The organism is Amycolatopsis sp. NPDC004079, assembly GCF_040610415.1.
In the GTDB taxonomy this organism is placed as follows: domain Bacteria; phylum Actinomycetota; class Actinomycetes; order Mycobacteriales; family Pseudonocardiaceae; genus Amycolatopsis; species Amycolatopsis halotolerans.
In genome coordinates this window covers 1-21,581 of the sequence record NZ_JBEXMH010000003.1, presented here as the reverse complement: position 1 = coordinate 21,581, position 21,581 = coordinate 1, and the positions used below count along the sequence as shown (strand labels likewise).

Below are 21,581 nucleotides of genomic sequence, written 5' to 3'. Positions count from 1 at the left end.
GATCACGCCAGCACCGAACCGTGCAGGAAGACGTCGATGACCTCGTCAGTAGTCGGGGCGCCTGGCATCGGGCGGGATTGCGTGAACAGCAGCGCCAGGAACAGCGAAGCGGCCTTGTCCACCGGAAGCCGCAGCCGGGCGGCGTCCGGGACGAACAGCTCCCGCACCGCGCGTTGCATCGCCTCAAGCGACTCGCGGCGGCTGTCTCCGGTCACTGACTTGCGGTTGCGCGCCTCTTCCGCCGCCGCGCGCGGGCGTCCCTTCATGGTCGCGGCCATCACCGCGCCCATTCGCCGCAGGTGCGCGTTCATCGCTTCGGCGGCTTCTGCCAGCCGCTTCTCCAACGGCAGCTCAGCCGGGATCTCCCCGATCATCTCCAGCGCCTCCGCCGGATTGAGCGCGGCTTCCACGCACGCGTCGAACAGTTCGTCCTTGTCCTTGAAGACCCGGAAGATGGTGGCCTCGCCGATCCCGGCGGCCCGGGCGATCTGCGCGGTCGTGACCCCGAGACCGTGCTCGACGACCAGCGGCAGCACCGCGCGGACGATCATCCGCCGCCGGTCGTCCGGGGCCATCCCCGGTGCTCTTTTCCTCGTTTCCATGCTCGCCACGCTACGGAGTGAGTGCTCACTCCGTCAACTCGATAAAGCGAAGGCCGTGCCCAGGTGGACACGGCCCTCGGCTCAGTACGTGATCGCGACCGCCGGATCGGCGAGCAGCGCACCGACGTCGGCGAGGAACTCCGACCCCTGCTGCCCGTCGACCACCCGGTGGTCGAAGCTCAGCGACAGCTGCATCACCTTGCGCACCTTGATCTCGCCGTCGACCACCCACGCGGTGTCGCGGATCGCCCCGACCGCCAGGATCGCCGACTCGCCCGGGTTGATGATGGGCGTGCCGGTGTCGACGCCGAAAACGCCGACGTTGGTGATCGTGAACGTCCCGCCCAGCATCGCCGCCGGAGTGGTCTTGCCCTCGCGCGCGACGTCGGTCAGCTCGGTGAGCGCGACCGCGAGTTCCTTGAGCGACAAGGAATCCGCGTCCCGGATCTTAGGCACCACGAGACCGCGCGGGGTCGCCGCCGCGATGCCGAGGTGCACGTAGTCCTTGTAGACGATCTCCTGCGCGGCCTCGTCCCACACCGCGTTGACGTCCGGCGTGCGCTTCGCCGCGAGGCACACGGCCTTCGCCGCGAACGCGAGCGGAGTGAGCTTGACGCCGCTGAATTCGCGCGACTTCTTGAGCTTCTCGCGCAGTTCCATCATCGGCGTGACGTCGATGGTGAGGAACTCCGTGACGTGCGGAGCGGTGTACGCGCTCTGCACCATCGCGGCCGCGGTCGCCTTGCGGACACCCTTGATCGGCACGCGCCGCTCGCGGGTGGCCGGGTCGTAGCCAGTCTCCACAGTGGACACTGCGGACATCGTGGGGGCGGCGGAACCGTTGGCGGCGGCGTGGACGTCGTCGCGGGTGATCACGCCGCCGTCCGCGCTGCCGGTGAGCGAGTGCAGGTCGACGCCGAGGTCCTTGGCCAGCTTGCGGACCGGCGGTTTGGCCAGCGGGACGTAACCCCCACGCGGGGCCGCCGGTGCCGCCGGCGCCGCTGGGGCCGGGGGCTGCCCCAATGTGGCATTGGGTGCATGCGACGCATCCAATGTGGCGTTCGGTGCATGCGACGCACCCAATGCCACATTGGGGTGCTTTCGCGCCCGCCGGGTTGTTCCGGCCGCCTTGGAGCCGTAGCCGACCAGCGGCTTCATCTCCTCCTCGGCGGGAGCGGGCGCGGCAGCGGAAGCAGCAGCGGCGGGCGCGGGCGCGGCTTTCCCGCCGGGATCCACGTCCATGGTCAGGATCGTCGTCCCGACCTCCACCGTCTGCCCCGGTTCCACGTGCAGCTCGGTGACCACCCCGGCCCACGGGATCGGCAGCTCGACAGCGGCCTTCGCGGTCTCGACCTCGACCACGATCTGGTTGACCGTGACCGTGTCGCCCGGCTTGACGCGCCAGGCGAGGATGTCGGCCTCAGTCAGCCCCTCCGCCGTGTCCGACAGGGGGAATTGTTTGTACTCGGGCATTTCTGATGCAACCCCCTTACCAGGCGAGAGATCGGTCGACAGCGTGCAGGACCCGGTCGAGGTCGGGGAGGTAGTGCTCCTCGAGCTTCGCAGGCGGGTACGGCGTGTCGAATCCGGTCACGCGCAGGACGGGGGACTCAAGGGAGTAGAAGCATTCCTGCTGAACGCGGGCCGCGATTTCCGAGGTCAGCGAGGATTCCGACGGCGCTTCGCTGACCGCGATGAGCCGTCCGGTCTTGCGGACCGATTCGAAGACCGGTCCGAGGTCGAGCGGCGAGAGCGTGCGCAGGTCGATGACCTCCAGCGACTTGCCCTCGGCTTCGGCGGCCGTGGCGGCGTCGAGCGCCACCTTCACCGACGGGCCGTACGCGACGACCGTGGCGTCCGTGCCCTCGCGCACCACCTGCGACGCGAACACCCGCGACGGTGCCGTCGAGGTGTCGACCTCCATCTTCAAAGCGCCCGAGTGGTACAGCTTCTTGGGCTCGAAGAAGAGGATCGGGTCGTCCGAGCGGATCGCCTCCTGGATGCCCCAGTAGGCGTCCACGGCGTTCGAAATCGACACCACCTTGAGGCCGGCGATGTGCGAGAACAGCGATTCCGGCGATTCCGAGTGGTGCTCCACCGCGCCGATCCCGCCGCCGAACGGCACCCGGATCACGACGGGCATCTTGACCTTGCCCTGCGTGCGGTAGTGCAGTTTCGCCAGCTGCGAGGAGATCTGGTCGAAGCCGGGGAAGATGAAGCCTTCGAACTGGATCTCGCACACCGGCCGGAAACCGCGCACGGCGAGGCCGACCGCGGTGCCGATGATGCCCGATTCGGCGAGCGGCGTGTCCAGCACGCGCTGCTCGCCGAAGTCCTTCTGCAGTCCGTCGGTGATCCGGAAGACGCCGCCGAGCTTGCCGACGTCCTCCCCCATAATCAGGACCTTCGGGTCCTCCTCCATCGCCCGGCGGAGACCGAGATTGAGCGCTTTGCCGATCGTGAGCTTCTGCAAGTCAGTCATCAGTGCTCACCCGCCGCGGCGAAACCGTCGAGATAGGACAGATACTCCTCGCGCTGCGCTTCCAGCACCGGCGAAGGCTCCGCGTACACCTGGGAAAACACCCGGTCCGGCGGCGGCTCGGGCATGTTGAACGTGTAGTCGCGCAGCTCGGCGGCGAACTGGTCCGCCTCGGCCTGGACGCTGTCGAAGAACGCCTGGTCGGCGTGCCCGTTGCGGGCCAGGAACGCGCGCACGCGCTCGATCGGGTCCTTGAGCTTCCACTCCTCCAGCTCGTCCGAGAGCCGGTAGCGGGTGGGGTCGTCGGTGGTGGTGTGCGCGTCCATCCGGTAGGTGAACGCCTCGATCAGCACCGGGCCGTTGCCGTGGCGGCACTCCTCCAGCGCCCACCGGGTGACGGCGAGGCAGGCGAGAACGTCATTGCCGTCCACGCGGATGCCGGGGAAGCCGTAGCCGCGGGCGCGCTGGTACAGCGGCAGCCGCGACTGGCGTTCGGTCGGCTCGGAAATCGCCCACTGGTTGTTCTGGCAGAAGAAGACCAGCGGCGCGTCGTACACCGCGGCCCAGACGAAACCTTCGTGCACGTCGCCCTGCGAAGTCGCGCCGTCACCGAAGTAGCAAATGGTGGCCTCGCCACCCTCGTCGCCGACCTTGCCCTCGAACTTCTGGCCCATCGCATAACCAGCCGCGTTGAGCACCTGGTTGCCGATGACGATGGTGTACGGGTGGAACCCGTGCGCCCGGTAGTCCCAGCCGCTGTGGTCGGTGCAGCGGAAAATCCCGATCAGGTCGCGCATGTCGACGCCGCGGGTGTAGGCGACGCCGTGCTCGCGGTAGCTCGGGAAAGCCATGTCGCGCGGCTGCAGCGCGCGACCTGATCCGACCTGCGCGGCTTCCTGGCCGAGCAGCGGCACCCAGATGCCCAGCTGCCCCTGGCGCTGCATCGCGTTGGCCTCGCGGTCCGCGCGGCGTACCAGCACCATGTCGCGGTAGAGGTTCTTCAGCGTTTCGTCGTCCACGTCCGCGACGTAGCGGTCGAACCGCTCGGACGGGATCCGCTGGCCCTCGGGGGTGAGCAGCTGAGTGAGCTCAGCGCCACCTTCGCTTGTCGCTCGCAAACCGGCGATCACCTGTTCAGGGGAAGGCTGGGCCGCTACGGCGGCCGGCCCGTCTCCAGGTTCCGGGTGCGTCCACTGTTCGGACGGCATGAGCTGTTCTCCTCGGTGTCGGCGCCTCTGACGGCCGCTTGTGGCGGCCACAGCGACTGCACCGGCGGGGACCGGCGCCTCGGGTCCGAGGTGCTCCGGTCATCGTCGGCGTTGACGGTTCGTGGCCACATCCTGGCACGAGAATTGCTCCGATGGAGAGCGGCAGTTGCTGATTTGTTGCTGAGAAAACCTCGCTGAACAGGGAAAACGTTTGGAAGCCCGAGTATGGGAGAGGCGATGGTCGGTCGGCCATCCCGCGTCCCACCTGCCCTCGTGTGTGGCTGTCCCGGTGGGAACCGTGATCGGCACTCACGACGTTCACTCGTGCCGGTGACGTCGGTCACCGTGGCAAGATGGCGCTGTGGAACAAAAATCCGTACGCGAATCCGTGGTCTCGACGTGGATCAACGACGTCACGCCGAGCCTGTCCGGTCTGGTCGCGATCCCCGCGCTGTCCCCGGCGTTCGACGCGGACTGGGCGTCGACCGGGCATCTCGCCGCCGCCGTCCAGCACGTCAAGGCCTACCTCGAAGGGCGCGACCTGCCGGGCGCGCGGATCGAGGTCATCGAGCTGGAAGGCCGTTCTCCGCTGCTGTTCGTCGACGTTCCGGCCACCCCGGGCGCGACGAACAAGGGCACCGTCCTGATGTACGGCCACCTCGACAAGCAGCCCCCGGTCGGCGGCTGGTCCGAAGGCCTCGACCCGTGGACGCCGGTCATCCGCGACGGTCGCCTTTACGGTCGCGGTTCGGTCGACGACGGCTACTCCGGGTACGCGGCCAGTGCCGCGCTGGAAGCAGTACATGCCGCTGGCGGCGAGCACGCGCGCATCGCGCTGCTGCTGGAAACCGGCGAAGAATCCGGCAGCCCGGACCTGCCCGCTTACCTGGAGCACCTGAGTGCACGGCTCGGTGAAGTCAGCCTGGTTGTCTGCCTCGACGCGGGCGGCATGGACTACGAGCGACTGTGGCTCACCACGAGCCTGCGCGGCATGGTGCACCTGACGGTCAACGTCCAGTTGCTCGCCACCGCGCAGCACTCCGGCCTGGCCAGCGGTGTCGTCGCGAGCTCGTTCCGCGTGCTGCGGCAGCTGCTGGAGCGGATCGAGAACGCGGAAACCGGCGAGATCAAGCTGTCCGAGCTGAACGTCGAGGTGCCGGCCAGCCGCCGCGCCGAGATCGAGGCGGTCGCGGAGGTGGCCCCGGAAGCGCTGCACACCGCGTTCCCGTTGGTGAGCGGCGGAAAGACGGTGTCCGAGGACGCGCTTGAGCTGCTGCTGAACAACTACTGGCGGCCGACGCTGTCGATCATCGGCGGCGAAGGGCTTCCGCTGCCCGCCGAGGCGGGCAACGTGCTGCGGCAGAGCACCACGCTCACGCTCAGCTTCCGCTTGCCGCCCACGGCGGTCGCGGACGACGCGCTGGCGGCGATCAAGCGGGTGCTGACCACGGACGTTCCGTACGGCGCGAAGGTCACCATTGCCGAGGACCAGCAGGCGGAGAACGGCTGGAACGCGCCGGAGGAAGCCGCGTGGCTCACCGACGCGTTGCGCCGGGTCGACGACGAGGTGTTCGGCCGTCCGCACCGCGCGGCGGGCATGGGCGGGTCGATCCCGTTCATGGGCCTGCTCGGCGAGAAGTACCCGGAGGCGCAGTTCCTGGTCACCGGTGCGTGCGGGGCGGATTCCAACATCCACGTGCCCGACGAGTGGCTGAACCTGGACTACGCCCAGCAGGTCACCGAAGCGGTCGCGCACCTGCTGGACGCGCACGCCCGCAGCTGACCCGGCGAACGCCCCAATGTGGCATTGGGTGCATCTCACGCACCGAATGCCACATTGGGTGCGTTGCATGCACCCAATGTGGCATTGGGGTGCTTCAGGCGAGCTTGGCCAGCGCGTCGGCGATCCGGGTCTGCTCGGGCGCGAACCGCTGGTACGAGAACGGCGTCTCGTTGTTCCACGGGATCAGCTTGCCCGCCTTCACCGCGGGCAGCTGCTGCCAGGTCGGGACCCCGCCGAGCCCGTCCGGGCCGAGCGACAGCGAGCCGCCGCGCGAGTCGTACATGATCACGTCGGCCGCGTATTTGCCGACGTTCTCCCAGCTCACCTGCTCGTAGTAGCCGCCCTGGCTTTCGTCGGGCTTCTCCGGCAGGACGAACTGCATCCCCTTGTCCTGGTAGTGCTTCGAGGTCGCGAACTTCGCCGGGTTGGCGACGTACGTCGTGTCCTTCTGCGCCGACAGCAGCAGCACCTTGAGCCCGGCCGTCTTCTTGACCGCCTCGGCGAGCTTGGCGTCCGCGGCCTCGTACTTCTCCTTGGCCTGCTGGATTTCCGGCGTCGCGACGTTCGCGCCGAGCGCCTTCGCCAGCGCCTCGAACTTCGCGATCCCCTGCGGCATCGCGATGTCCTGCAGTCCGATGCCGACACTCGGCGCGGCCTTGTCGACCTTGTCCGCCATCGTGTCCGGCACGTACCACATCTGCTGCTTCAGGTAGATCACACTGACCAGCAGCTGCGGGTTCAACGAGACGAACTTGTCGAAGTTGAACTCGTTCCACACGTTGCCGAGCGAGGTCACCGACTTCAGGTCGACGCCGCCCGCCTGCGGATCGGTCTTGCCGTCCGGGAGCTTCGACGGGCCGAAGATGCCCACCGATTTCACGCCGAAGTCCCAGAGCGCGGCCGCGGCGGTCACCTGTGCGACGATGCGCTGCGGACGCTCGCCGGAGAGCTTGCGGCCGCGGTCGTCGGTGAAGGACCAGTTCGCGCCGTCGCCCGCCGCCGGCTGGTCGTCTTTGTACCCGCAGGCGCTCAGCAAGCCGAGGGTGCCCGCGGCGGCGGTGCCCGCGAGGAAGCCGCGGCGGGACAGCCGCGCCGGTGAGATGGTCATCGGAACTCCGGAGGATCGGGTGAGGTACCGCCTGAGGTTAGCCTTGCCTTAGGGTGAACGCCATGGTCCTGCTTGGGGAGCGCGTCACATCCCGGCGCTGGGGCGTCCGCGCGACAGTCCTGGTCGCGGCGCTCGTCGCACTCGTCGCGGTGGTGGTGCTGTCCATCGCCTTCGGCTCCAACCGGTTGCCGCTCGGCAGCGTCTGGCACGCGCTGTTCTCCTACAGCGGCACCTTCGAGGACGTCGTGATCCGCGACGACCGGCTCCCTCGGACGTTGCTGGGCTTGGCCGTCGGCGTCGGGCTGGGGCTCGCCGGAGCGTTGCTGCAGGCGATCACCCGCAACCCGGTCGCCGACCCCGGCCTGCTCGGCATCAACCACGGCGCGGCGGTCGCGATCGTCCTGGGCGGCGCGGTGTTCTCGGTGTCTTCGCCGGAGCAACTGGTGTGGTTCGCCTTCTTCGGCGCGCTGGCCGGAACGGTGCTGGTCACGGTGATCGGCGGCTCGGTGAGCCCGCTGCGGCTGGTGCTCGCGGGCGTCGCGGTGCAGGCCGTGTTCGTCGGGATCAACCAGGGCATGCAGATGATCAACACGCACAGCCTCGACCAGATGCGGTACTGGCTCGTCGGCTCGCTGGTGAACCGGAATCTCGACAGTCTCGCCGGGCTGCTGCCGTTTTTCCTGGCCGCATTGGTGATCGCGGGCGTGCTCGCCCGGCCGCTCAACGCGATCGCGCTCGGCGACGACAGCGCACGCGGCCTCGGCGCGAACCCGGCGCTGACCCGCGCGGCAGGCATGATCGCCGTCGGCCTGCTCTCCGCGACGGCGACCGCCGCGTGTGGCCCGATTGCCTTCGTCGGGTTGATGATCCCGCACGTCGTCCGCGCGCTGGTCGGCCAGGACGAACGGTGGGTGCTGCCGTTGTCCGCGCTGCTCGGTCCGGTGTTGCTGCTCGGCTGCGACGTGCTCGGCCGGCTGCTCGGCGGTAACGGCGAAATCCAGGTGGGCGTGATGACGGACGTGATCGGCGGCGTCGCCTTCGTGATCGTGGCGCGGCGGCTGAAGGCGGTGCGGCGATGAGGACGTGGGTGGTCGTCGGATTGCTGACCCTGGTGGCGGCAGTGCTTCTGGTGCTCGCCGTGGGCACCGGCGATTACGAGATGACGCCGATGGAAGTCCTGCAGACGCTCGCCGGATCCGGCACGAAGGCGCAGTACCTGGTGGTCACCGGTCGCTTGCCGCGCGCGTTGGTGGCGATCTTTGTCGGCATCGCGCTCGCACTGGCGGGCTCGGTTTTCCAGACGGTGACGCGGAATCCGCTCGGCAGCCCGGACATCATCGGCTTCACCACCGGCTCGGCGACCGGCGGGATTATGATGATCCTGCTGTTCGGCACCGGTCCGGGCCTGGTCTCCGTCGGCGCGGTCGTGGGCGGCCTGCTCACCGCGTTGCTGGTCACCGCGCTGTGCGCCCCGCACGGTTTGCTCAGCTCACGGCTGGTGCTGCTGGGCATCGCGGTGAGCGCCGTGCTGGCCGGGGTGAACGGTTATCTGCTGGTGCAAGCGAAACTCGAAGCCGCGGCACAGGCCGTCGGCTGGCTGACCGGCGACCTCGCGGGTCGCGACTGGAACTACTTCATTCCGTTGTGCCTGGCTGTTCTGGTGCTGTCGCCGTTCATCTTCGTGCACCAGCCCGCGTTGCGAATGCTGGAAATGGGCGATGACGCCGCTGTCGCAGTCGGTGTCGCGGTGCCGCGTGTGCGTGCGGTGGTGCTGCTGGCGGCGGTCGCGCTCGCCGCTGCCGCGACCGCCGCGACTGGGCCGATTCCGTTCGTCGCACTGGCCGCGCCACAACTCGCTCGCCGCCTGACCCGTCGCCCGGGCCCGAACCTGATCGCCTCCGCGGCGATGGGTGCGGTGCTGGTGCTGGCGGCGGACTTCGTGGGCCAGCGGGTTCTGGACGCTTCGCTGTTGCCGGTAGGCGTGGTCGCGGCCGCGCTGGGCGGCGGGTACCTGTTGTGGCTGCTGGCGGTTTCCCGTCGCCGCCAGACCGCGTGACTAAGCCATCCTGGTCAGTTCCACCGAAACATCCAAAGTGGACTGGCTAGCCCCGGTGAAGATCCCCTTCAACGGAGCGACATCCGCGTAATCCCGGCCGGTCGCGACCCACACGTGCCGCGGCCCGACCGGGATCGCGTTCGTCGGATCGTGCGCCCACCAACCGCCGGTCCAGACGTCGACCCAGGCGTGGCTCTCGCCCTCCACCTTTTCGCCGAGTTTGGCCTCCGGCTTGGTGTGCAGATACCCCGAGCAATACCGCGCCGGAATGCCGATCGCCCGCAGCATCACCAGCGTGACGTGCGCGAAGTCCTGGCACACGCCCTCGCGCGCTCGCCACGAATCGGTCGCCGTGCTGTGTACGCCGGTGGTTCCGGGCTGGTATTTCAACTGCTCGTTCACCCAGCCGCAGATCGCGAGCACCGCGTCCGCCGGGTCCAGACCTTTGCGCAGCGCACGGGCCTGTTTGGACAGTTCTTGATCATTCGGCGTGTACGGCGTCGGCGTCAAATACTCCGTGCGCTGATCGCGGACGGTCTCGCTCTGCAGGTCCTTCCACGTCGCCGAGCGCACCGGTTCCGCTTCGTCCGCCGTCTCCACCACGGACGTCGCGAGCACGGTGAACTCGGTGTGCGGCGCGTGCAAGTCGAACGACGTGACGTCGGTGCCCCAGTAATCGGTGTAGCGATAGGCACGCGTGGCCGGGGAGGTTTCGATGCGCGTGGCCAAGGTGGTCTGCCGCCGGTCCGAACGCGGGGTGAGCCGGGCTTCGTTGTACGACTGGGTGGCCGGCGTCGCGTACCGGTAGCCGGTCCGGTGCGTCACCCGCAATTGCCAGGTCACAGAGACACCTCCGCACCGCTCCACGCCACCCACGGCGACGTGTGGAAGTACTGCATGGACACCGCTTCCCCGATTTCCTTGATCGCTTCCTGCAGCCCGCGCAGCCGTCGCGGCAGGTCGTCCAGCAGTGCCGCCGGGTGGAGGAATTCGAGCTCGCTGCGGGCGCGGCCGAGCAGCCGGACGGCCTCGGTTTTTTCGTTGCCCCGCGCGTTGATTCCGGGATCCAGCTGCCGCAGGCAATCCTCCGCCTGGCGCAGGGCGTGGAAGACCGAACGCGGGAACAGGGTGTCCCTGAGCAGGAATTGCACCACGCGCGCGGCGTCAAGCGCGCCACGATTCGTGCGTAGGTACGTGTCTTGCGCGCCTGCCGAGCGAAGCACCGTCATCCATCCCGGCGACGACGCCCGGTCCGAAACTCGCGAAAGCCGCAGCCGCACCACCATGTCCGCGCGTTCGACCGACCGGCCGAGCACCAGGAACAGCCAGCCGTCGTCGCGGCTCATCGTGGAATCGGCGAGCCCGGCGAACATCGCGGCCCGTTCCTCTACAAAGGACAGAAAGGCGTGCGGCCCGGCGCGGCGGGCGTACCGTTGCCGGTCGGGCACCGCGTTCCAGGTGGCGTTCAGGCATTCCCACAGTTCGGTCGACACCACCTCGCGCGCGCCGCGCGTGTTCTCGCGCGCGGAGTTGATCGAACCGACGATGGACGACGGATTGTCCTTCGCGTAGGCGACCAATTCGGTCAGCTTCCACACGTCGAGCGCGTCACCCGCGTCGAACGGGATGCCGAGCACGGCGAGCAGCTGACGGCTGACGTGGTCCGGGTCGACGCTCGCGTCTTCCAGCAGCTGATGCACCGAGACGTTCAGGATGCGGGAGGTGTCGTCGGCGCGTTCGACGTAACGGCCGATCCAGTACAGCGACTCCGCGTTGCGGGCCAGCATCATGATTTCCCTCCCTCAGCTCTGCTGTTGCTGTTGTTGCTGCTGCGACGTGGAGAGCTCCGGACCCTGTTCCGCGGCGACACCGTCCACAACGGACACGTCGCCGAGCGCGGGACGGTCCAGTTCCTGCTCCGACGTCGAGGACCGCGACGCGAGCACCCAGGTGTCCTTCGATCCGCCGCCCTGCGAAGAGTTCACCACCAGGCTGCCCTCGGGCAGCGCGACCCGGGTGAGCCCGCCGGGCAGCACGAAGATTTCCTTGCCGTCGTTGACCGCGAACGGCCGCAGGTCGACGTGCCGCGGCGCGAGCCGATCGTCCACCTTGGACGGAACCGTGGACAGCTGCACCACCGGCTGCGCGATCCAGCCGCGCCGGTTCGCGCGCACCTTGCGGCGCACCGCGTCGAGCTCCTTTTTGGACGCGTCCGGCCCGAAAACGATGCCGTACCCGCCGGAGCCTTCGACGGGTTTGATCACCAATTCGTCGGCGTGCTGCAGGACGTGGTCGAACTCGTCGGGCAGCCAGCAGCGGAAAGTGTCCACATTGGGCAGAATCGGTTTCTCGTTCAGGTAGTAGCGCACCATTTCCGGCACGTAGGTGTAGACGAGCTTGTCGTCGCCGACGCCGTTGCCGACCGCGTTCGCCACCACCACGTTGCCCGCGCGGGCGGCGTTGAGGATGCCGGCGACGCCGAGCACCGAGTCCGGCCGGTGGTGCACCGGGTCGAGGAACTCGTCGTCGATCCGCCGGTAGATCACGTCGACCTGGCGCTCGCCCTCGGTGGTGCGCAGGTAGACCACGTTGTCGCGGCAGAACATGTCGCGACCCTCGACCAGTTCCACGCCCATCAGCCGGGCCAGCAGCGAATGCTCGAAGTAGGCCGAGTTGTACACGCCCGGGGTGAGCACGACGACCATCGGATCCGCGACGTTCGGCGCGGCCGCCGCTCGCAGCGCGCGAAGCAGATGTGACGCGTAGTCACCGACGGGACGGACCCGATGCCGCGCGAACAGGTCCGGGAACACGCGCGCCATCGTGCGCCGGTTCTCCATCACGTACGACACGCCGGACGGGTTGCGGAGATTGTCCTCCAGGACACGAAATGTGCCCTCCTCGTCGCGGACGAGGTCGACTCCGGAGACGTGGATCCGCACTCCGTTGGGAGGTTTGATCCCGTACGCCTCGCGGTGAAAGTGCTCGCACGAGGTGATCAGCCTGCGCGGCAGCACGCCGTCGCGGAGGATCTGCCGGTCGCCGTAGACGTCGGCGAGGAACGCCTCCAGTGCCCGGACACGCTGTGTCACACCGCGCTCGAGCCGGGACCATTCGGTCGCCTGGATGACGCGGGGCACGAGGTCGAGCGGAAACGGCCGCTCCTGGCCCGACAGCGAGAACGTGATCCCCTGGTCCACCATCGCCCGATCGAGCGCCTGCGAGCGGTTGGTGAGATCGCCGGCGTCGAGCGCGGCGATCGAGCCGTACAGCGCCCGGTAAGGGCCGCGGACCATGCCGTCGGGCGCGAACATCTCGTCGTACGCGCCGGCGTGCGGCCGCTCCGGGGCGAGGTATCCGTCGAACTGCGCGCCGGGCCTGGCCGCGCGGCGGCCTTTCACCGTTCGCGCACGTCGCCCGGCTGGCGGCAGCCGGGGACCGGGGTTGGCGTTCATGGAGGACATCCTGACTTACCGTGCGCGGCGGCCGCGACACCCGTCTTCCGGCAAGTCTTGTGCGAAACTTCCCCGTGACGCATCAGTGCTGTGCATACCCGCTTACGAGTGGCAATATGCCAGCTCTCAGCCCTTGAGAACTACGAGGAGTGACGAAGTGGCCCGAGGACAGCAAATGAAGGCACTCGCCCTTCTCCCAGCCTTCGCGCTCGTCGGCATGACGATGGCGTGCGGTGCGGGCGGAAACGGGGCCGGCGGTGATTCGGGAGCCAGCCAGGCCCCCGGCGGCGGCGAGAGCGCGCCGACCGCGCAGAAGGACGCGGCGCTGGCCGGGCTCGTGCCCGCCGACATCAAAGCCGACGGCAAGATCGTGATCGGGCAGGACCAGACCTACCCGCCGAACGAATTCGTCGACAACGGCAAGGCGACCGGGTTCGACGTCGACATCGCCACCGCGGTCGGCCAGGTGCTCGGCGTGCAGACGGAGTTCCAGAACTCGGCGTTCGACGGCATCATTCCCGGTATTTCGGCGAAGAAGTACGAAATGGGCATCTCGTCGTTCACGATCAATGCCGAGCGGATGCAGACCGTCGACATGATCTCGTACTACAGCGCGGGCACCTCGCTCGCGGTGCTCAAGGGAAATCCGGACAAAATCTCGGTGGACGACCTGTGCGGTAAGAATGTCGCCGTGCAGAAGGGCACCACGCAGGTCGACGACCTCGGCAAGCGCAACACCGCGTGCACCAAGGCGGGCAAGCAGGCCATCAACATCACCCAGTTCCAGGCGCAGACCGACGTGAACCTGGCGCTGACCGCGAAGCGCGTGCAGGCCGAACTGGCCGACTCGCCGGTCATCGACTACGCGGTGAAGCAGACCGGCGGCCAGCTGGAGTCCGCGGGCGCGCCGTACGACACCGCGCCGTACGGGATCGTGCTGCCGAAGGGCAGCGGCGAATTCGGCAAGGCCGTGCAGGGCGCCGTGCAGAAGCTGATCGACAGCGGAATCTACAAGAAGATCCTGGACAAGTGGGGCTTGTCGGGTTCCGGTGCCATCACCAAGTCGGAGATCAACCCGTCCGCTTCCTGACGAAACTGAGGACTTAGTTACTCGTGTCCACTCCCCCCGGCCCCGCCGATTCCTGGCAGGAGGTCGACACCACCCCGATCAAGGCGGTCCCGGTCCGGCATTACGGACGCTGGATCGCCGGCGTGATCATCGTGTTCGTCGCGTTCATCGTGATCCGCAGCGTGGTCACGAATTCCGCGTTGCAGTGGCCGGTCGTCGGCGAGTACCTCTTCGACGGCCGGATACTCAACGGCCTGCGGAACACGTTGCTGCTCACGGTGCTCTCGATGCTCATCGGCATTTTCGGCGGCGTATTGCTCGCGGTGATGCGACTGTCGCCGAACCTGCTGATGTCGGGCGCGGCGTCGATCTACATCTGGCTGTTCCGCGGCACGCCGTTGATCGCTCAGCTGGTGATCTGGAACTTCCTGGCGCTGGCGTACCCGAAGATCGGACTCGGCATCCCGTTCGGGCCGACCTTCATCAGCTGGGACACGAACACGCTGATCAACCAGTTCGTCGCCTCGTTGCTGGGCCTCGGCCTGAACGAGGCGGCCTACATGGCGGAAATCGTCCGCGGCGGTCTCCAGTCCGTCGACGGCGGTCAGCTGGAAGCGTCGTCCGCGCTGGGCATGAGCCGGGGCAAGACCTTGCGCCGGATCATCCTGCCGCAGGCGATGCGGGTGATCATCCCGCCCACCGGCAACGAGACCATCTCGATGTTGAAGACCACTTCGCTGGTGGTCGTCATCGGATACTTCGAGCTGTTCGTGTCGGCACAGACGATTTATTCGCAGAACTACAAGACCGTCCCGCTGCTGATCGTCGCGGCGACGTGGTACCTGTTCATGACGTCGGTGCTGACGGTCGTGCAGTATTACATCGAGCGGTATTTCGCCCGCGGCACTTCAAGGGCGACCGCGCAGAAGAACAAGTGGGGAGCGCGAATGCTGGGCTACCGCTTCGGTCGCGGTGGCAGCGGATCCGGGGGTGCGGCGCAGTGACTCCTGTCGTTTCCGCGCAAAAGGTATGCAAGAGCTTCGGCTCGCTCGACGTGCTGAAGGGCATCGACCTGGAAGTGCACGACCGAGAGGTGCTCTGCCTGATCGGCCCGTCCGGTTCCGGCAAGTCCACTTTGCTGCGCTGCATCAACCACCTGGAGAAAATCGACGCGGGCCGGTTGTATGTCGACGGCGTACTGGTCGGCTACCGCGAACGCGGCGGTCGCTTGCACGAGCTGCGGGACAAGGAAATCGCGGCGCAGCGCAAGAACATCGGCATGGTGTTCCAGCGGTTCAACCTGTTCCCGCACATGACGGCGCTGGAAAACGTCATGGAGGCCCCGGTCCAGGTCCGCCGCGAGCCGAAGGGCCAGGTCCGGGAACGGGCTCTGGAACTGCTGGACCGCGTCGGCCTGGCGGACAAGGCTCGGTCTTATCCCGGTCAGCTTTCCGGTGGCCAGCAACAGCGCGTCGCGATCGCGCGAGCGCTGGCCATGCAACCGAAACTGATGCTCTTCGACGAGCCAACGTCCGCTTTGGACCCGGAGCTGGTGGGCGACGTCCTGGGCGTCATGCGCCAACTGGCGAAGGACGGCATGACGATGGTCGTGGTGACCCACGAAATGCAGTTCGCCCGCGAGGTAGCCGACAAGGTCTTCTTCATGGACGGCGGCGTTGTTGTCGAGTCCGGTGCTCCGGATGAGGTTATCGGTGATCCGAAGCATGAACGGACCAAGGCGTTCTTGGCCCGGGTTCTGAACCCGAACGCTTGAGTTGAGGCCGCCCGGAGATTCTCCGGGCGGCCTTTCACTTTCGCAGCTCGTTCTCGAGCTGCTGCAGTTTCTTCGCCATCTCCTGCGGCCCAGCCCCGGCCAAGCTGACCCACCCGGACTTGTCTACCCCGAACAGGATCCGCCCCTCCGCCATATCCGCCCACCCCGGCGGATTCTCATTACGCCGCCGCTTCCCCCGACTGTCCCGAACCGCGACGTACAACCGCCCGAAGTACGTATGCGGCTTGTCAAGCCATTGCAGCACCTGCTTAGCGTCCCGAATGCTCGGACTAGTCCGCCCAGACGGTTGGCCGCCGCTCTTGACCAGATTCAGGTCCTCGTCGGAACAGTTAAGCGAAAGCACCCGCGCGGCCGCAGCCTCAGGCAGCAACGCGATGAACTCGCGAACCACCGTATCCGCTGAACACGGCGCGATGTACAACTTCTGGTTCACCGCAACAACAGTCGCCGCGTCCCGGCCGCTCGCCGCCGCGCGCACGGTCCGTTCGCCGCGCTCCGATTTAACCCACGAGTAGTACTCGATTCCCGGCCGCTGCAGCAAATGCATCGTCTCGACGAACTCGTCGCTAAGACGTCCGCGTTGCAGCAGACCGGAATTGTGCAGCTCGCGATCCGTGTCAGCAGCCAACTGCCGCCGCTCGTCCGGCGAGTACCAAAGCGCGCCGCGGACCAGCGTCGGGTGGATGTCGCCGAGATTCAGCCGCTCCAGCAGTACCTCGAAGGTCTGCAGGCTCAGCTCAACGGGCTTGCGCAGCACCGACTTTCCCTCCCCCTGACCATTCCGCTAAGCCCCGATAACCGGCGGCGTAGGCCGATTGCCGTCATAACCCCCGAAAATCGAGTCCGGGTCCTCTTCGGCGAGCAGGATCTTGCGCTGGTGCTCTTCGTCCTCCGGGCCTTTCCCGCCCTTGCCGCCGCCACCCATGCCGCCCATTCCCGGCTGACCCTTCGCACCAGCCGCGCCCGCACCGCCACCCATGGCAGCACGGCCCGCGCTCTCACCAAGCGCTCCCGCGCCGGTGCCGCCACCGACACCTCGTGGTCCGGCACCGCCTGGGCTGCCCGCACCACCGGAACCAGATCCGGAGCCGCCCGGACCGAACCCGCCGCCACCGCCGCTAGTGGGCCCGAAACCACCGCCGAACCCAGTGACCGGACCGAAACCGCCGTTCGCCCCACCGATCCCGGGATTCCCGCCACCCGGCAACGAGGACGGCGGCTGCCAAGTCTGCGGCGGAGGGATCGTCGGGTCGGCCCAAGCCGCCCTGGTGCTGTCATTCGGCGGCGACACGGGCGGAGCCACGGGCCCGCCATGGCCGGGTGGCGGAGGTACTGGCATGCCCGCCGCCCCGGGAGGGGCCGAGTAGGTGCTGGGCCCACTGCTGTAATTGTGCGACGGTCCGCCGCCGGACGAATGGTGGCCAGCACCCGAGCCAACCCGCCCACTCGTCCCAGGCGCCGGCTGGTCCGGGGTGATGCCACCCGAGGACACGTTCGGATCGTGCGCGGCCGGATAGTCCATCGGCATCGTCTGGGTTCGCGGATCGGTGCTCAGCTGGTACTGGCCGTACGCCTCGACGTTCTTCTTGGTCTTGTCGTCGAACTCCGCGGCGGCGATCTCGTCGTCGCTCGCTCCGAGCGAAACGTAGTCCGTGAGCTTCTGATCGTCAGGCCTGCTCGGCGCGACTGGGACAACAGCGTTCTTCACGTAGTTGAACGCTGCCGACTGCTCCGCGATGGACTTCTGCATCGAGTCCATCTTTTCCGCGGCCAGGTGCGAAGTCGCGATCAACGGCGCGAGCCCGGCCTTGCCGGTCTCGGCGGCCTGCCCTTTCCAGAACGAGTTGAGCGCCGCCTGGCTTTCGGTGAGCTTGTTGGCTACCTCGTTGTGGATGGATTTGAGGTCGCCGCAGCCGCCGCCCATCGCGTCCAGGCCCGTCGTGTCGCCCGGGCTGTGGATCTGGTTGTAGATGTCATGACCGGTGAGCGCCACGTCACCCTGCCTTCAGGCGAGTGATTTCGGCGGCAGCCAGCTTCTCCGCCAGCCCGCACGGGTCGGCGACCGCAGGGCTTCCCGACCGCAGCTGGGTGTTGACGGTGTAGGTGAGGTCGTCGCGCACCCCCACCGCCAGCGCGCACGATCCGGTCCCCTCGTCGCCCTTGCTGTAGACGACCGACGGATAGCCGAGCACCGGCGCGTGCGGCTTGAAGGTGGTCAGCCTGCCTGCTTGGTTCTCCAGGTAGAGGCTGTTGAGGCCGCGCTTGTTGCCCGAGAAGAAGCCAGCGCTCACGTTGCCGCCGCTTCCGTCGAACGTCCACTGGCAGGATTTGCCGACGATCGATTGAGCGACAGAGCTGCTTTTGACCTTGCCGCCCGCCTTTTCCACCTCAGAAGTCGGGAGAGCGGAGCAAGGATCTGCCTCGTACTGGGCGGTGTTGGTCAGCGGCACGGCGACCTTCGGGGCCAGCATGCCCTCCGAAGGCTGCGAACTGGCTGGCTCCGGCGTCGGCTGCCCTCCGGTCGAGCCCCCTCCGCAAGCGGTCAGCAGTGTCGCGCTCGCGCCGGCGAGTACGAGTTGGCAGACGCTACGAATTCGCATTCAGTCGACCTTTCGGGTTCCGCGCAGCGCGTCGATCGCGGCATGGTCCTGCTTCACGTACGCGGTTCGGATATCTTTCAGGGTTTGGACATAAGAATCGAGGTAATCGACCGTTCCGCGAAGAAATTCGTTGTACGCGGTGGTGGCGCGGTCCGCCGCCTTCGAGTACTCCGTCGTGACGGTGTCCGAACCCGGCTGGCCGAGCTGCGCGAACTGAATCGCGATGGTCCGGGCCCGCGCGTACTCGTTGTCCAAGCTGTCCTCGAGCTGCTGGATCACCTTGTCCATCGCCTCGGGGTTGAATTCCCAGCCGCCGTTGGACGCGGCCGCCGCGAAGTCCGCCTTGGCCTGACCCGAACCCAGCGCTCCGAAATTCGGCGGTGGTGGAGGCGGCGGCGCGGCCGCGTTGGCCCCCGGGATCAACCCGGATCCGGGCGGCGGCGCGGTCGGGGCCGTCGAGATGATCTGGTTCTGGACGCCCTGCAGCCCGCTGTTCGTTCCGTCTGGCATGTCGTGCCTCCCCGCACGGGCCGCGGCTTCTCGGGTGCGGCCTACCCTCTGTTCCTGGTCAGCTCCGGGAAGTGACCTTAGCAGGCACGAACCGCCCAGGAGGGACGTTCGGGCAAGATCGTCCCGGGGCGGGGCCGTGCGTCGTGAATCGATCATGTAGTCGTCCGCGCGCGCAAAGTGACCAATCGCCAGGACGAACACGCACTACTCCACCCGGCCCCTTGCTCATCCGCCGTTGATCCGATTCCCTGAGGGCCGACGATCGTGGGGAGAAGGGGCTCGTGCCGACCGATACGACCTTGCCGCCGCTTGATCCGTTTGCCGGGGTTCCCGACAAACGGTACGAGGTGAAGGCCGCGGACCTGCTCAAACCTGGCACCAGTGGCATCCTCCGCTGGAGACGGCAGGCCACGAACGCGCCGATCGTCCAGGTCGAGGACGCTTACATCACCGGCACGTTCGACCTGCGCGCCGCCGATCTCAATTTCCTTTTCCAATTCGAACGCTGCCGCTTCGAGCATCCGCCGGACGTGCGGGAGGCGACGCTTCTCGGGCTCGTATTCCGCAAATGCTGGCTTCCCGGACTGCGAGCACGCAATTTGCGCAGCCGGAATGACGTGCGGCTGGTTCGCAGTGTCGTGGAAATCGCGGCGGATCAATTCGAGCTCGAGACCACGACCGTGCAGCGCGGGGACGATCGTGAGCGCGGGATGCCCAATGCGGCGGTCAACCTCACCGACGCGGTGATCGACGGGTCCGTCGTGCTCACCAGGACCACGATCAGCCATCCGCACGGCAAAGCGATCCAGGGCGACCGGCTGGTGATCACCGGTGCGCTGCTGGCATATCGGATGGTCGCCAAGGGCGAGGTGCGGCTGCCGGGCATGCGGACCGGCGGTAACGTCAACTTCTCGGGGGCCACGTTCGACAATCCGGACGGCTTCGCGTTCAACGGGAACGGGTTGCACATCGGCGGCAGCCTGCTGTGCGAGGTCGACAACTACGGGCCTGCCAGCGAGCGGAAACGGTTCTCTGCCAAGGGTGTTCTCTACCTGCCCAGCGCCACTGTGGACAGTGACATCGTCATGCGCGAGGCGCGGCTTCAAGTCGACCAGCGCGGGCCGATCGCTGTGGACGCTTGGAAATCCGGAGATCCGTACCTCGATCCGCGACCGGCGTTGGTCGCGGATCGGTTGAAGGTGGACGGCAATCTCGAGTTGTCCGACGGGCTCCGGGCGTTCGGCACATTGCGCATGGTCAATGCGCGCATCGGCGGGTCGCTCAGGCTCGCGGGCGCGGAGATCACCATGGTGCGCGGCCGTGCGACGCCGTATTACGACCGCGCGCTGCACCTCGACGGGTCGACGATCGGCGGCGACATCGAGGCGACCAACCTCCGGGTCCCGATCGGGCAGTTGAGGCTCGCGGACGTCACGGTCGGGGGCAACTTTCTCGCTTGGAATTCGATGTTCCTCCACCCCGGGCGAGACGTGTTTTCCGCGCGGAGAGCCAAAATCTCCGGGAATTTCCAGCTGACCGACGCCACCCTGCAGGGCACCCTGAGGCTGCAAGGAGCGGAAATCGGCGGCAGTGTGAACATGTTCGGCACGCTGCTCACCGAGCCGGGGCAACGGAAATCGAGCAGTTTCTCCCTCGACATCCGGACCGCGCGGATCGGCCGCGACGTCGTACTGACCGAGGACAAGGACCGTCCATTTCTGGCCGAAGGCGGTGTGAACCTCGACGGCGCGCAGATCGCGCGAAGGCTCGACATGAACGGCGCGAAGCTGGGATCCCTTGCCCCGCATGACATCGCGCTCGACGCCAGTGACGTCACCGCGGACGAGTTCGTCCTGTCTCCTGCCGAACCGCCGACGGGATCGGTGCGCCTGCGCCGGGCGCATTGCGGCGCGCTGGCCGACAACGAGGAGATCTGGAAGGCCACCGACGGTCTCGAACTCGAAGACTTCCGTTACGACGCACTGAAACACGGCATCGCCCTCGACGACGACAACGCGCTGGACCACCGGATCGACCTGCTCCGCAAGGCAATGCGCGGTTACCGCCCCGGACCGTACGACCAGCTGGCCGCGACCCTGCGCGCAGCCGGGAACGAAGAGCACGCCTCGACGGTCGCCCTGCGGAAGCAGCAGTTCCGCTACGAAGCACTCGCCAAGGGCTTCAAGTTCTTCGGCCCCGGCGTCCGGTTGTGGAGCTGGCTCCAACGGTCGATGGTCGGCTACGGCTTCCGCCCGGTGCGCGCGCTCGGCTGGCTGCTCACGCTCCTAGTGCTCGGCAGCCTGTGGTTCGGCCTCGGCAAGGACGACTGCGTCAACGACCACACCGGCCGCTACATGACCAGCGGACCGCGCTGCCTCGTCAACCAGCAAGACTCCGGGCTGCAGTGGAATCCGGTCATCTACACCGCCGACCTGCTGGTGCCGATCGTCGACTTCGGCAACAAGTCGCGCTGGTACATGCACGGCGCGGACAACTGGGTCGCGGCCGGGTTCACCGCGTCCGGCTGGATCCTCGCGACCACCGTCGCGGCGGGCGTCAGCCGGATGCTGCGCCGGGAGTCTTGAGTTTTTGGCGCCGGCTGTGTCTTTGGCGCCGGCTCCGCCGGCGCGGCGGGATCGCCTTTAAGTCGGCGTCTGGCGGGAACGACGCACCCGGCCCGGGGGGCCGTGCACGCCGCTCCCGCCAGACGCCGACGCGATCCCGCGTTCGGGTCGGGTTGGGTGGTGGTCTTTGGCCGGTTTGGGTCAGACCAGGTCCGACGCCGACTTGACCCGAACGGCGGGATCGCGTCGGCGGGTCGGGGAGCAGCGTGCACGGCCCCCAGCACCAGCAGTCCGGCGACGATCGGCAGCTTCGGTCCGAAGCGGCCGATCACTCGCGGGGCCAAGGCGATCA

General features: G+C 67.5%; 19 protein-coding genes. 7 read left to right on the top strand and 12 right to left on the bottom strand.

Features of this window, described 5'->3' with window-relative positions; genetic code table 11:
• Nucleotides 1-2: 2 nt before the first annotated feature.
• The 4 genes from ABZX37_RS03730 to pdhA all read right to left on the bottom strand — a co-directional run bounded on the left by ABZX37_RS03730 (nucleotide 3) and on the right by pdhA (nucleotide 4,289).
• Complete coding sequence (locus ABZX37_RS03730) at nucleotides 3-575, bottom strand: TetR/AcrR family transcriptional regulator (RefSeq protein ID WP_354736191.1); 573 nt, start codon at nucleotides 573-575, stop codon at nucleotides 3-5.
• Nucleotides 576-683: 108 nt separating this feature from the next.
• Complete coding sequence (locus ABZX37_RS03725; protein WP_354735673.1) at nucleotides 684-2,075, bottom strand: dihydrolipoamide acetyltransferase family protein; 1,392 nt, start codon at nucleotides 2,073-2,075, stop codon at nucleotides 684-686.
• Between the two features lie 16 nt (nucleotides 2,076-2,091).
• Entirely contained in the window at nucleotides 2,092-3,084 is a 993-nt protein-coding gene (locus tag ABZX37_RS03720) for an alpha-ketoacid dehydrogenase subunit beta (protein ID WP_344282824.1), read from the bottom strand.
• A complete protein-coding gene (gene pdhA / locus ABZX37_RS03715; RefSeq protein WP_354735671.1) occupies nucleotides 3,084-4,289 on the bottom strand; it encodes a pyruvate dehydrogenase (acetyl-transferring) E1 component subunit alpha in 1,206 nt (401 codons plus the stop codon). Before pdhA ends, ABZX37_RS03720 begins: the two co-directional genes overlap by 1 nt.
• Nucleotides 4,290-4,650: 361 nt before the next feature.
• On the opposite strand from pdhA, the gene ABZX37_RS03710 reads away from it, so the two are divergent.
• Entirely contained in the window at nucleotides 4,651-6,072 is a 1,422-nt protein-coding gene (locus tag ABZX37_RS03710) for a M20/M25/M40 family metallo-hydrolase (RefSeq protein WP_354735669.1), read from the top strand.
• A gap of 94 nt (nucleotides 6,073-6,166) precedes the next feature.
• Here the strand turns inward: ABZX37_RS03710 and ABZX37_RS03705 are convergent, their stop codons facing one another.
• On the bottom strand, nucleotides 6,167-7,180 hold the full coding sequence (locus ABZX37_RS03705) for an ABC transporter substrate-binding protein (protein ID WP_354735667.1): 1,014 nt from the start codon (nucleotides 7,178-7,180) through the stop codon (nucleotides 6,167-6,169).
• A gap of 62 nt (nucleotides 7,181-7,242) precedes the next feature.
• On the opposite strand from ABZX37_RS03705, the gene ABZX37_RS03700 reads away from it, so the two are divergent.
• Together ABZX37_RS03700 and ABZX37_RS03695 are read left to right on the top strand one after the other, a co-directional pair.
• A complete protein-coding gene (locus ABZX37_RS03700; protein WP_354735665.1) occupies nucleotides 7,243-8,259 on the top strand; it encodes an iron chelate uptake ABC transporter family permease subunit in 1,017 nt (338 codons plus the stop codon).
• Complete coding sequence (locus tag ABZX37_RS03695) at nucleotides 8,256-9,236, top strand: iron chelate uptake ABC transporter family permease subunit (RefSeq protein ID WP_354735663.1); 981 nt, start codon at nucleotides 8,256-8,258, stop codon at nucleotides 9,234-9,236. Before ABZX37_RS03700 ends, ABZX37_RS03695 begins: the two co-directional genes overlap by 4 nt.
• Here ABZX37_RS03695 and ABZX37_RS03690 read toward each other — a convergent pair whose 3' ends face one another.
• From ABZX37_RS03690 to ABZX37_RS03680, 3 genes are read right to left on the bottom strand one after another with little or no spacing between them, the layout of a single operon-like run.
• Nucleotides 9,237-10,079, bottom strand: coding sequence for a transglutaminase family protein (locus ABZX37_RS03690; protein ID WP_182892903.1), 843 nt, complete (start codon nucleotides 10,077-10,079; stop codon nucleotides 9,237-9,239).
• Nucleotides 10,076-11,023 (bottom strand): alpha-E domain-containing protein, encoded by a 948-nt coding sequence (locus tag ABZX37_RS03685; protein ID WP_354736189.1) that lies wholly within the window; start codon nucleotides 11,021-11,023, stop codon nucleotides 10,076-10,078. The genes ABZX37_RS03690 and ABZX37_RS03685 overlap by 4 nt, the downstream gene beginning before the upstream one ends.
• A gap of 15 nt (nucleotides 11,024-11,038) precedes the next feature.
• A complete protein-coding gene (locus ABZX37_RS03680; RefSeq protein WP_354735661.1) occupies nucleotides 11,039-12,700 on the bottom strand; it encodes a circularly permuted type 2 ATP-grasp protein in 1,662 nt (553 codons plus the stop codon).
• 166 nt (nucleotides 12,701-12,866) lie between these two features.
• Here ABZX37_RS03680 and ABZX37_RS03675 point away from each other — a divergent pair, with 166 nt between their 5' ends.
• Genes ABZX37_RS03675 through ABZX37_RS03665 form a run of 3 tightly spaced genes read left to right on the top strand, consistent with a single transcriptional unit; the run spans nucleotide 12,867 to nucleotide 15,534 of the window.
• A complete protein-coding gene (locus ABZX37_RS03675; RefSeq protein ID WP_354735659.1) occupies nucleotides 12,867-13,781 on the top strand; it encodes an ABC transporter substrate-binding protein in 915 nt (304 codons plus the stop codon).
• Nucleotides 13,782-13,804: 23 nt separating this feature from the next.
• A complete protein-coding gene (locus ABZX37_RS03670; protein ID WP_354735657.1) occupies nucleotides 13,805-14,764 on the top strand; it encodes an amino acid ABC transporter permease in 960 nt (319 codons plus the stop codon).
• Entirely contained in the window at nucleotides 14,761-15,534 is a 774-nt protein-coding gene (locus ABZX37_RS03665) for an amino acid ABC transporter ATP-binding protein (RefSeq protein WP_354735655.1), read from the top strand. The genes ABZX37_RS03670 and ABZX37_RS03665 overlap by 4 nt, the downstream gene beginning before the upstream one ends.
• A gap of 34 nt (nucleotides 15,535-15,568) precedes the next feature.
• Here the strand turns inward: ABZX37_RS03665 and ABZX37_RS03660 are convergent, their stop codons facing one another.
• The 4 genes from ABZX37_RS03660 to ABZX37_RS03645 are packed head-to-tail and all read right to left on the bottom strand — an operon-like array spanning nucleotide 15,569 to nucleotide 18,665.
• Nucleotides 15,569-16,312 carry an ESX secretion-associated protein EspG gene (locus ABZX37_RS03660; RefSeq protein ID WP_354735653.1) on the bottom strand — a complete coding sequence of 248 codons (744 nt, stop codon included), beginning with the start codon at nucleotides 16,310-16,312 and terminating at the stop codon, nucleotides 15,569-15,571.
• Nucleotides 16,313-16,339: 27 nt separating this feature from the next.
• Nucleotides 16,340-17,548: a hypothetical protein gene (locus tag ABZX37_RS03655; protein WP_354735651.1), complete on the bottom strand. Its 1,209-nt coding sequence runs from the start codon at nucleotides 17,546-17,548 to the stop codon at nucleotides 16,340-16,342.
• Nucleotide 17,549: 1 nt separating this feature from the next.
• Nucleotides 17,550-18,155, bottom strand: coding sequence for a DUF3558 domain-containing protein (locus tag ABZX37_RS03650; RefSeq protein WP_354735649.1), 606 nt, complete (start codon nucleotides 18,153-18,155; stop codon nucleotides 17,550-17,552).
• Nucleotides 18,156-18,665 carry a hypothetical protein gene (locus ABZX37_RS03645; RefSeq protein WP_354735647.1) on the bottom strand — a complete coding sequence of 170 codons (510 nt, stop codon included), beginning with the start codon at nucleotides 18,663-18,665 and terminating at the stop codon, nucleotides 18,156-18,158.
• A 281-nt stretch (nucleotides 18,666-18,946) separates the two neighbouring features.
• Between ABZX37_RS03645 and ABZX37_RS03640 the strand changes: the two genes are divergently transcribed.
• Complete coding sequence (locus tag ABZX37_RS03640) at nucleotides 18,947-21,250, top strand: oxidoreductase (protein ID WP_354735645.1); 2,304 nt, start codon at nucleotides 18,947-18,949, stop codon at nucleotides 21,248-21,250.
• Nucleotides 21,251-21,581 lie beyond the last annotated feature (331 nt).

What these genes read in the sequence shown, in the direction of transcription:
- ABZX37_RS03720 (WP_344282824.1), bottom strand. Translation starts at nt 3,084, where the DNA reads ATGACTGACTTGCAGAAGCTCACGATCGGCAAAGCGCTCAATCTCGGT.
- ABZX37_RS03685 (WP_354736189.1), bottom strand. Translation starts at nt 11,023, where the DNA reads ATGCTGGCCCGCAACGCGGAGTCGCTGTACTGGATCGGCCGTTACGTC.
- ABZX37_RS03730 (WP_354736191.1), bottom strand. Translation starts at nt 575, where the DNA reads ATGGCCCCGGACGACCGGCGGCGGATGATCGTCCGCGCGGTGCTGCCG.
- ABZX37_RS03650 (WP_354735649.1), bottom strand. Translation starts at nt 18,155, where the DNA reads ATGCGAATTCGTAGCGTCTGCCAACTCGTACTCGCCGGCGCGAGCGCG.
- ABZX37_RS03725 (WP_354735673.1), bottom strand. Translation starts at nt 2,075, where the DNA reads ATGCCCGAGTACAAACAATTCCCCCTGTCGGACACGGCGGAGGGGCTG.
- ABZX37_RS03695 (WP_354735663.1), top strand. Translation starts at nt 8,256, where the DNA reads ATGAGGACGTGGGTGGTCGTCGGATTGCTGACCCTGGTGGCGGCAGTG.
- ABZX37_RS03675 (WP_354735659.1), top strand. Translation starts at nt 12,867, where the DNA reads ATGAAGGCACTCGCCCTTCTCCCAGCCTTCGCGCTCGTCGGCATGACG.
- pdhA (WP_354735671.1), bottom strand. Translation starts at nt 4,289, where the DNA reads ATGCCGTCCGAACAGTGGACGCACCCGGAACCTGGAGACGGGCCGGCC.
- ABZX37_RS03705 (WP_354735667.1), bottom strand. Translation starts at nt 7,180, where the DNA reads ATGACCATCTCACCGGCGCGGCTGTCCCGCCGCGGCTTCCTCGCGGGC.
- ABZX37_RS03680 (WP_354735661.1), bottom strand. Translation starts at nt 12,700, where the DNA reads ATGTCCTCCATGAACGCCAACCCCGGTCCCCGGCTGCCGCCAGCCGGG.
- ABZX37_RS03700 (WP_354735665.1), top strand. Translation starts at nt 7,243, where the DNA reads ATGGTCCTGCTTGGGGAGCGCGTCACATCCCGGCGCTGGGGCGTCCGC.
- ABZX37_RS03645 (WP_354735647.1), bottom strand. Translation starts at nt 18,665, where the DNA reads ATGCCAGACGGAACGAACAGCGGGCTGCAGGGCGTCCAGAACCAGATC.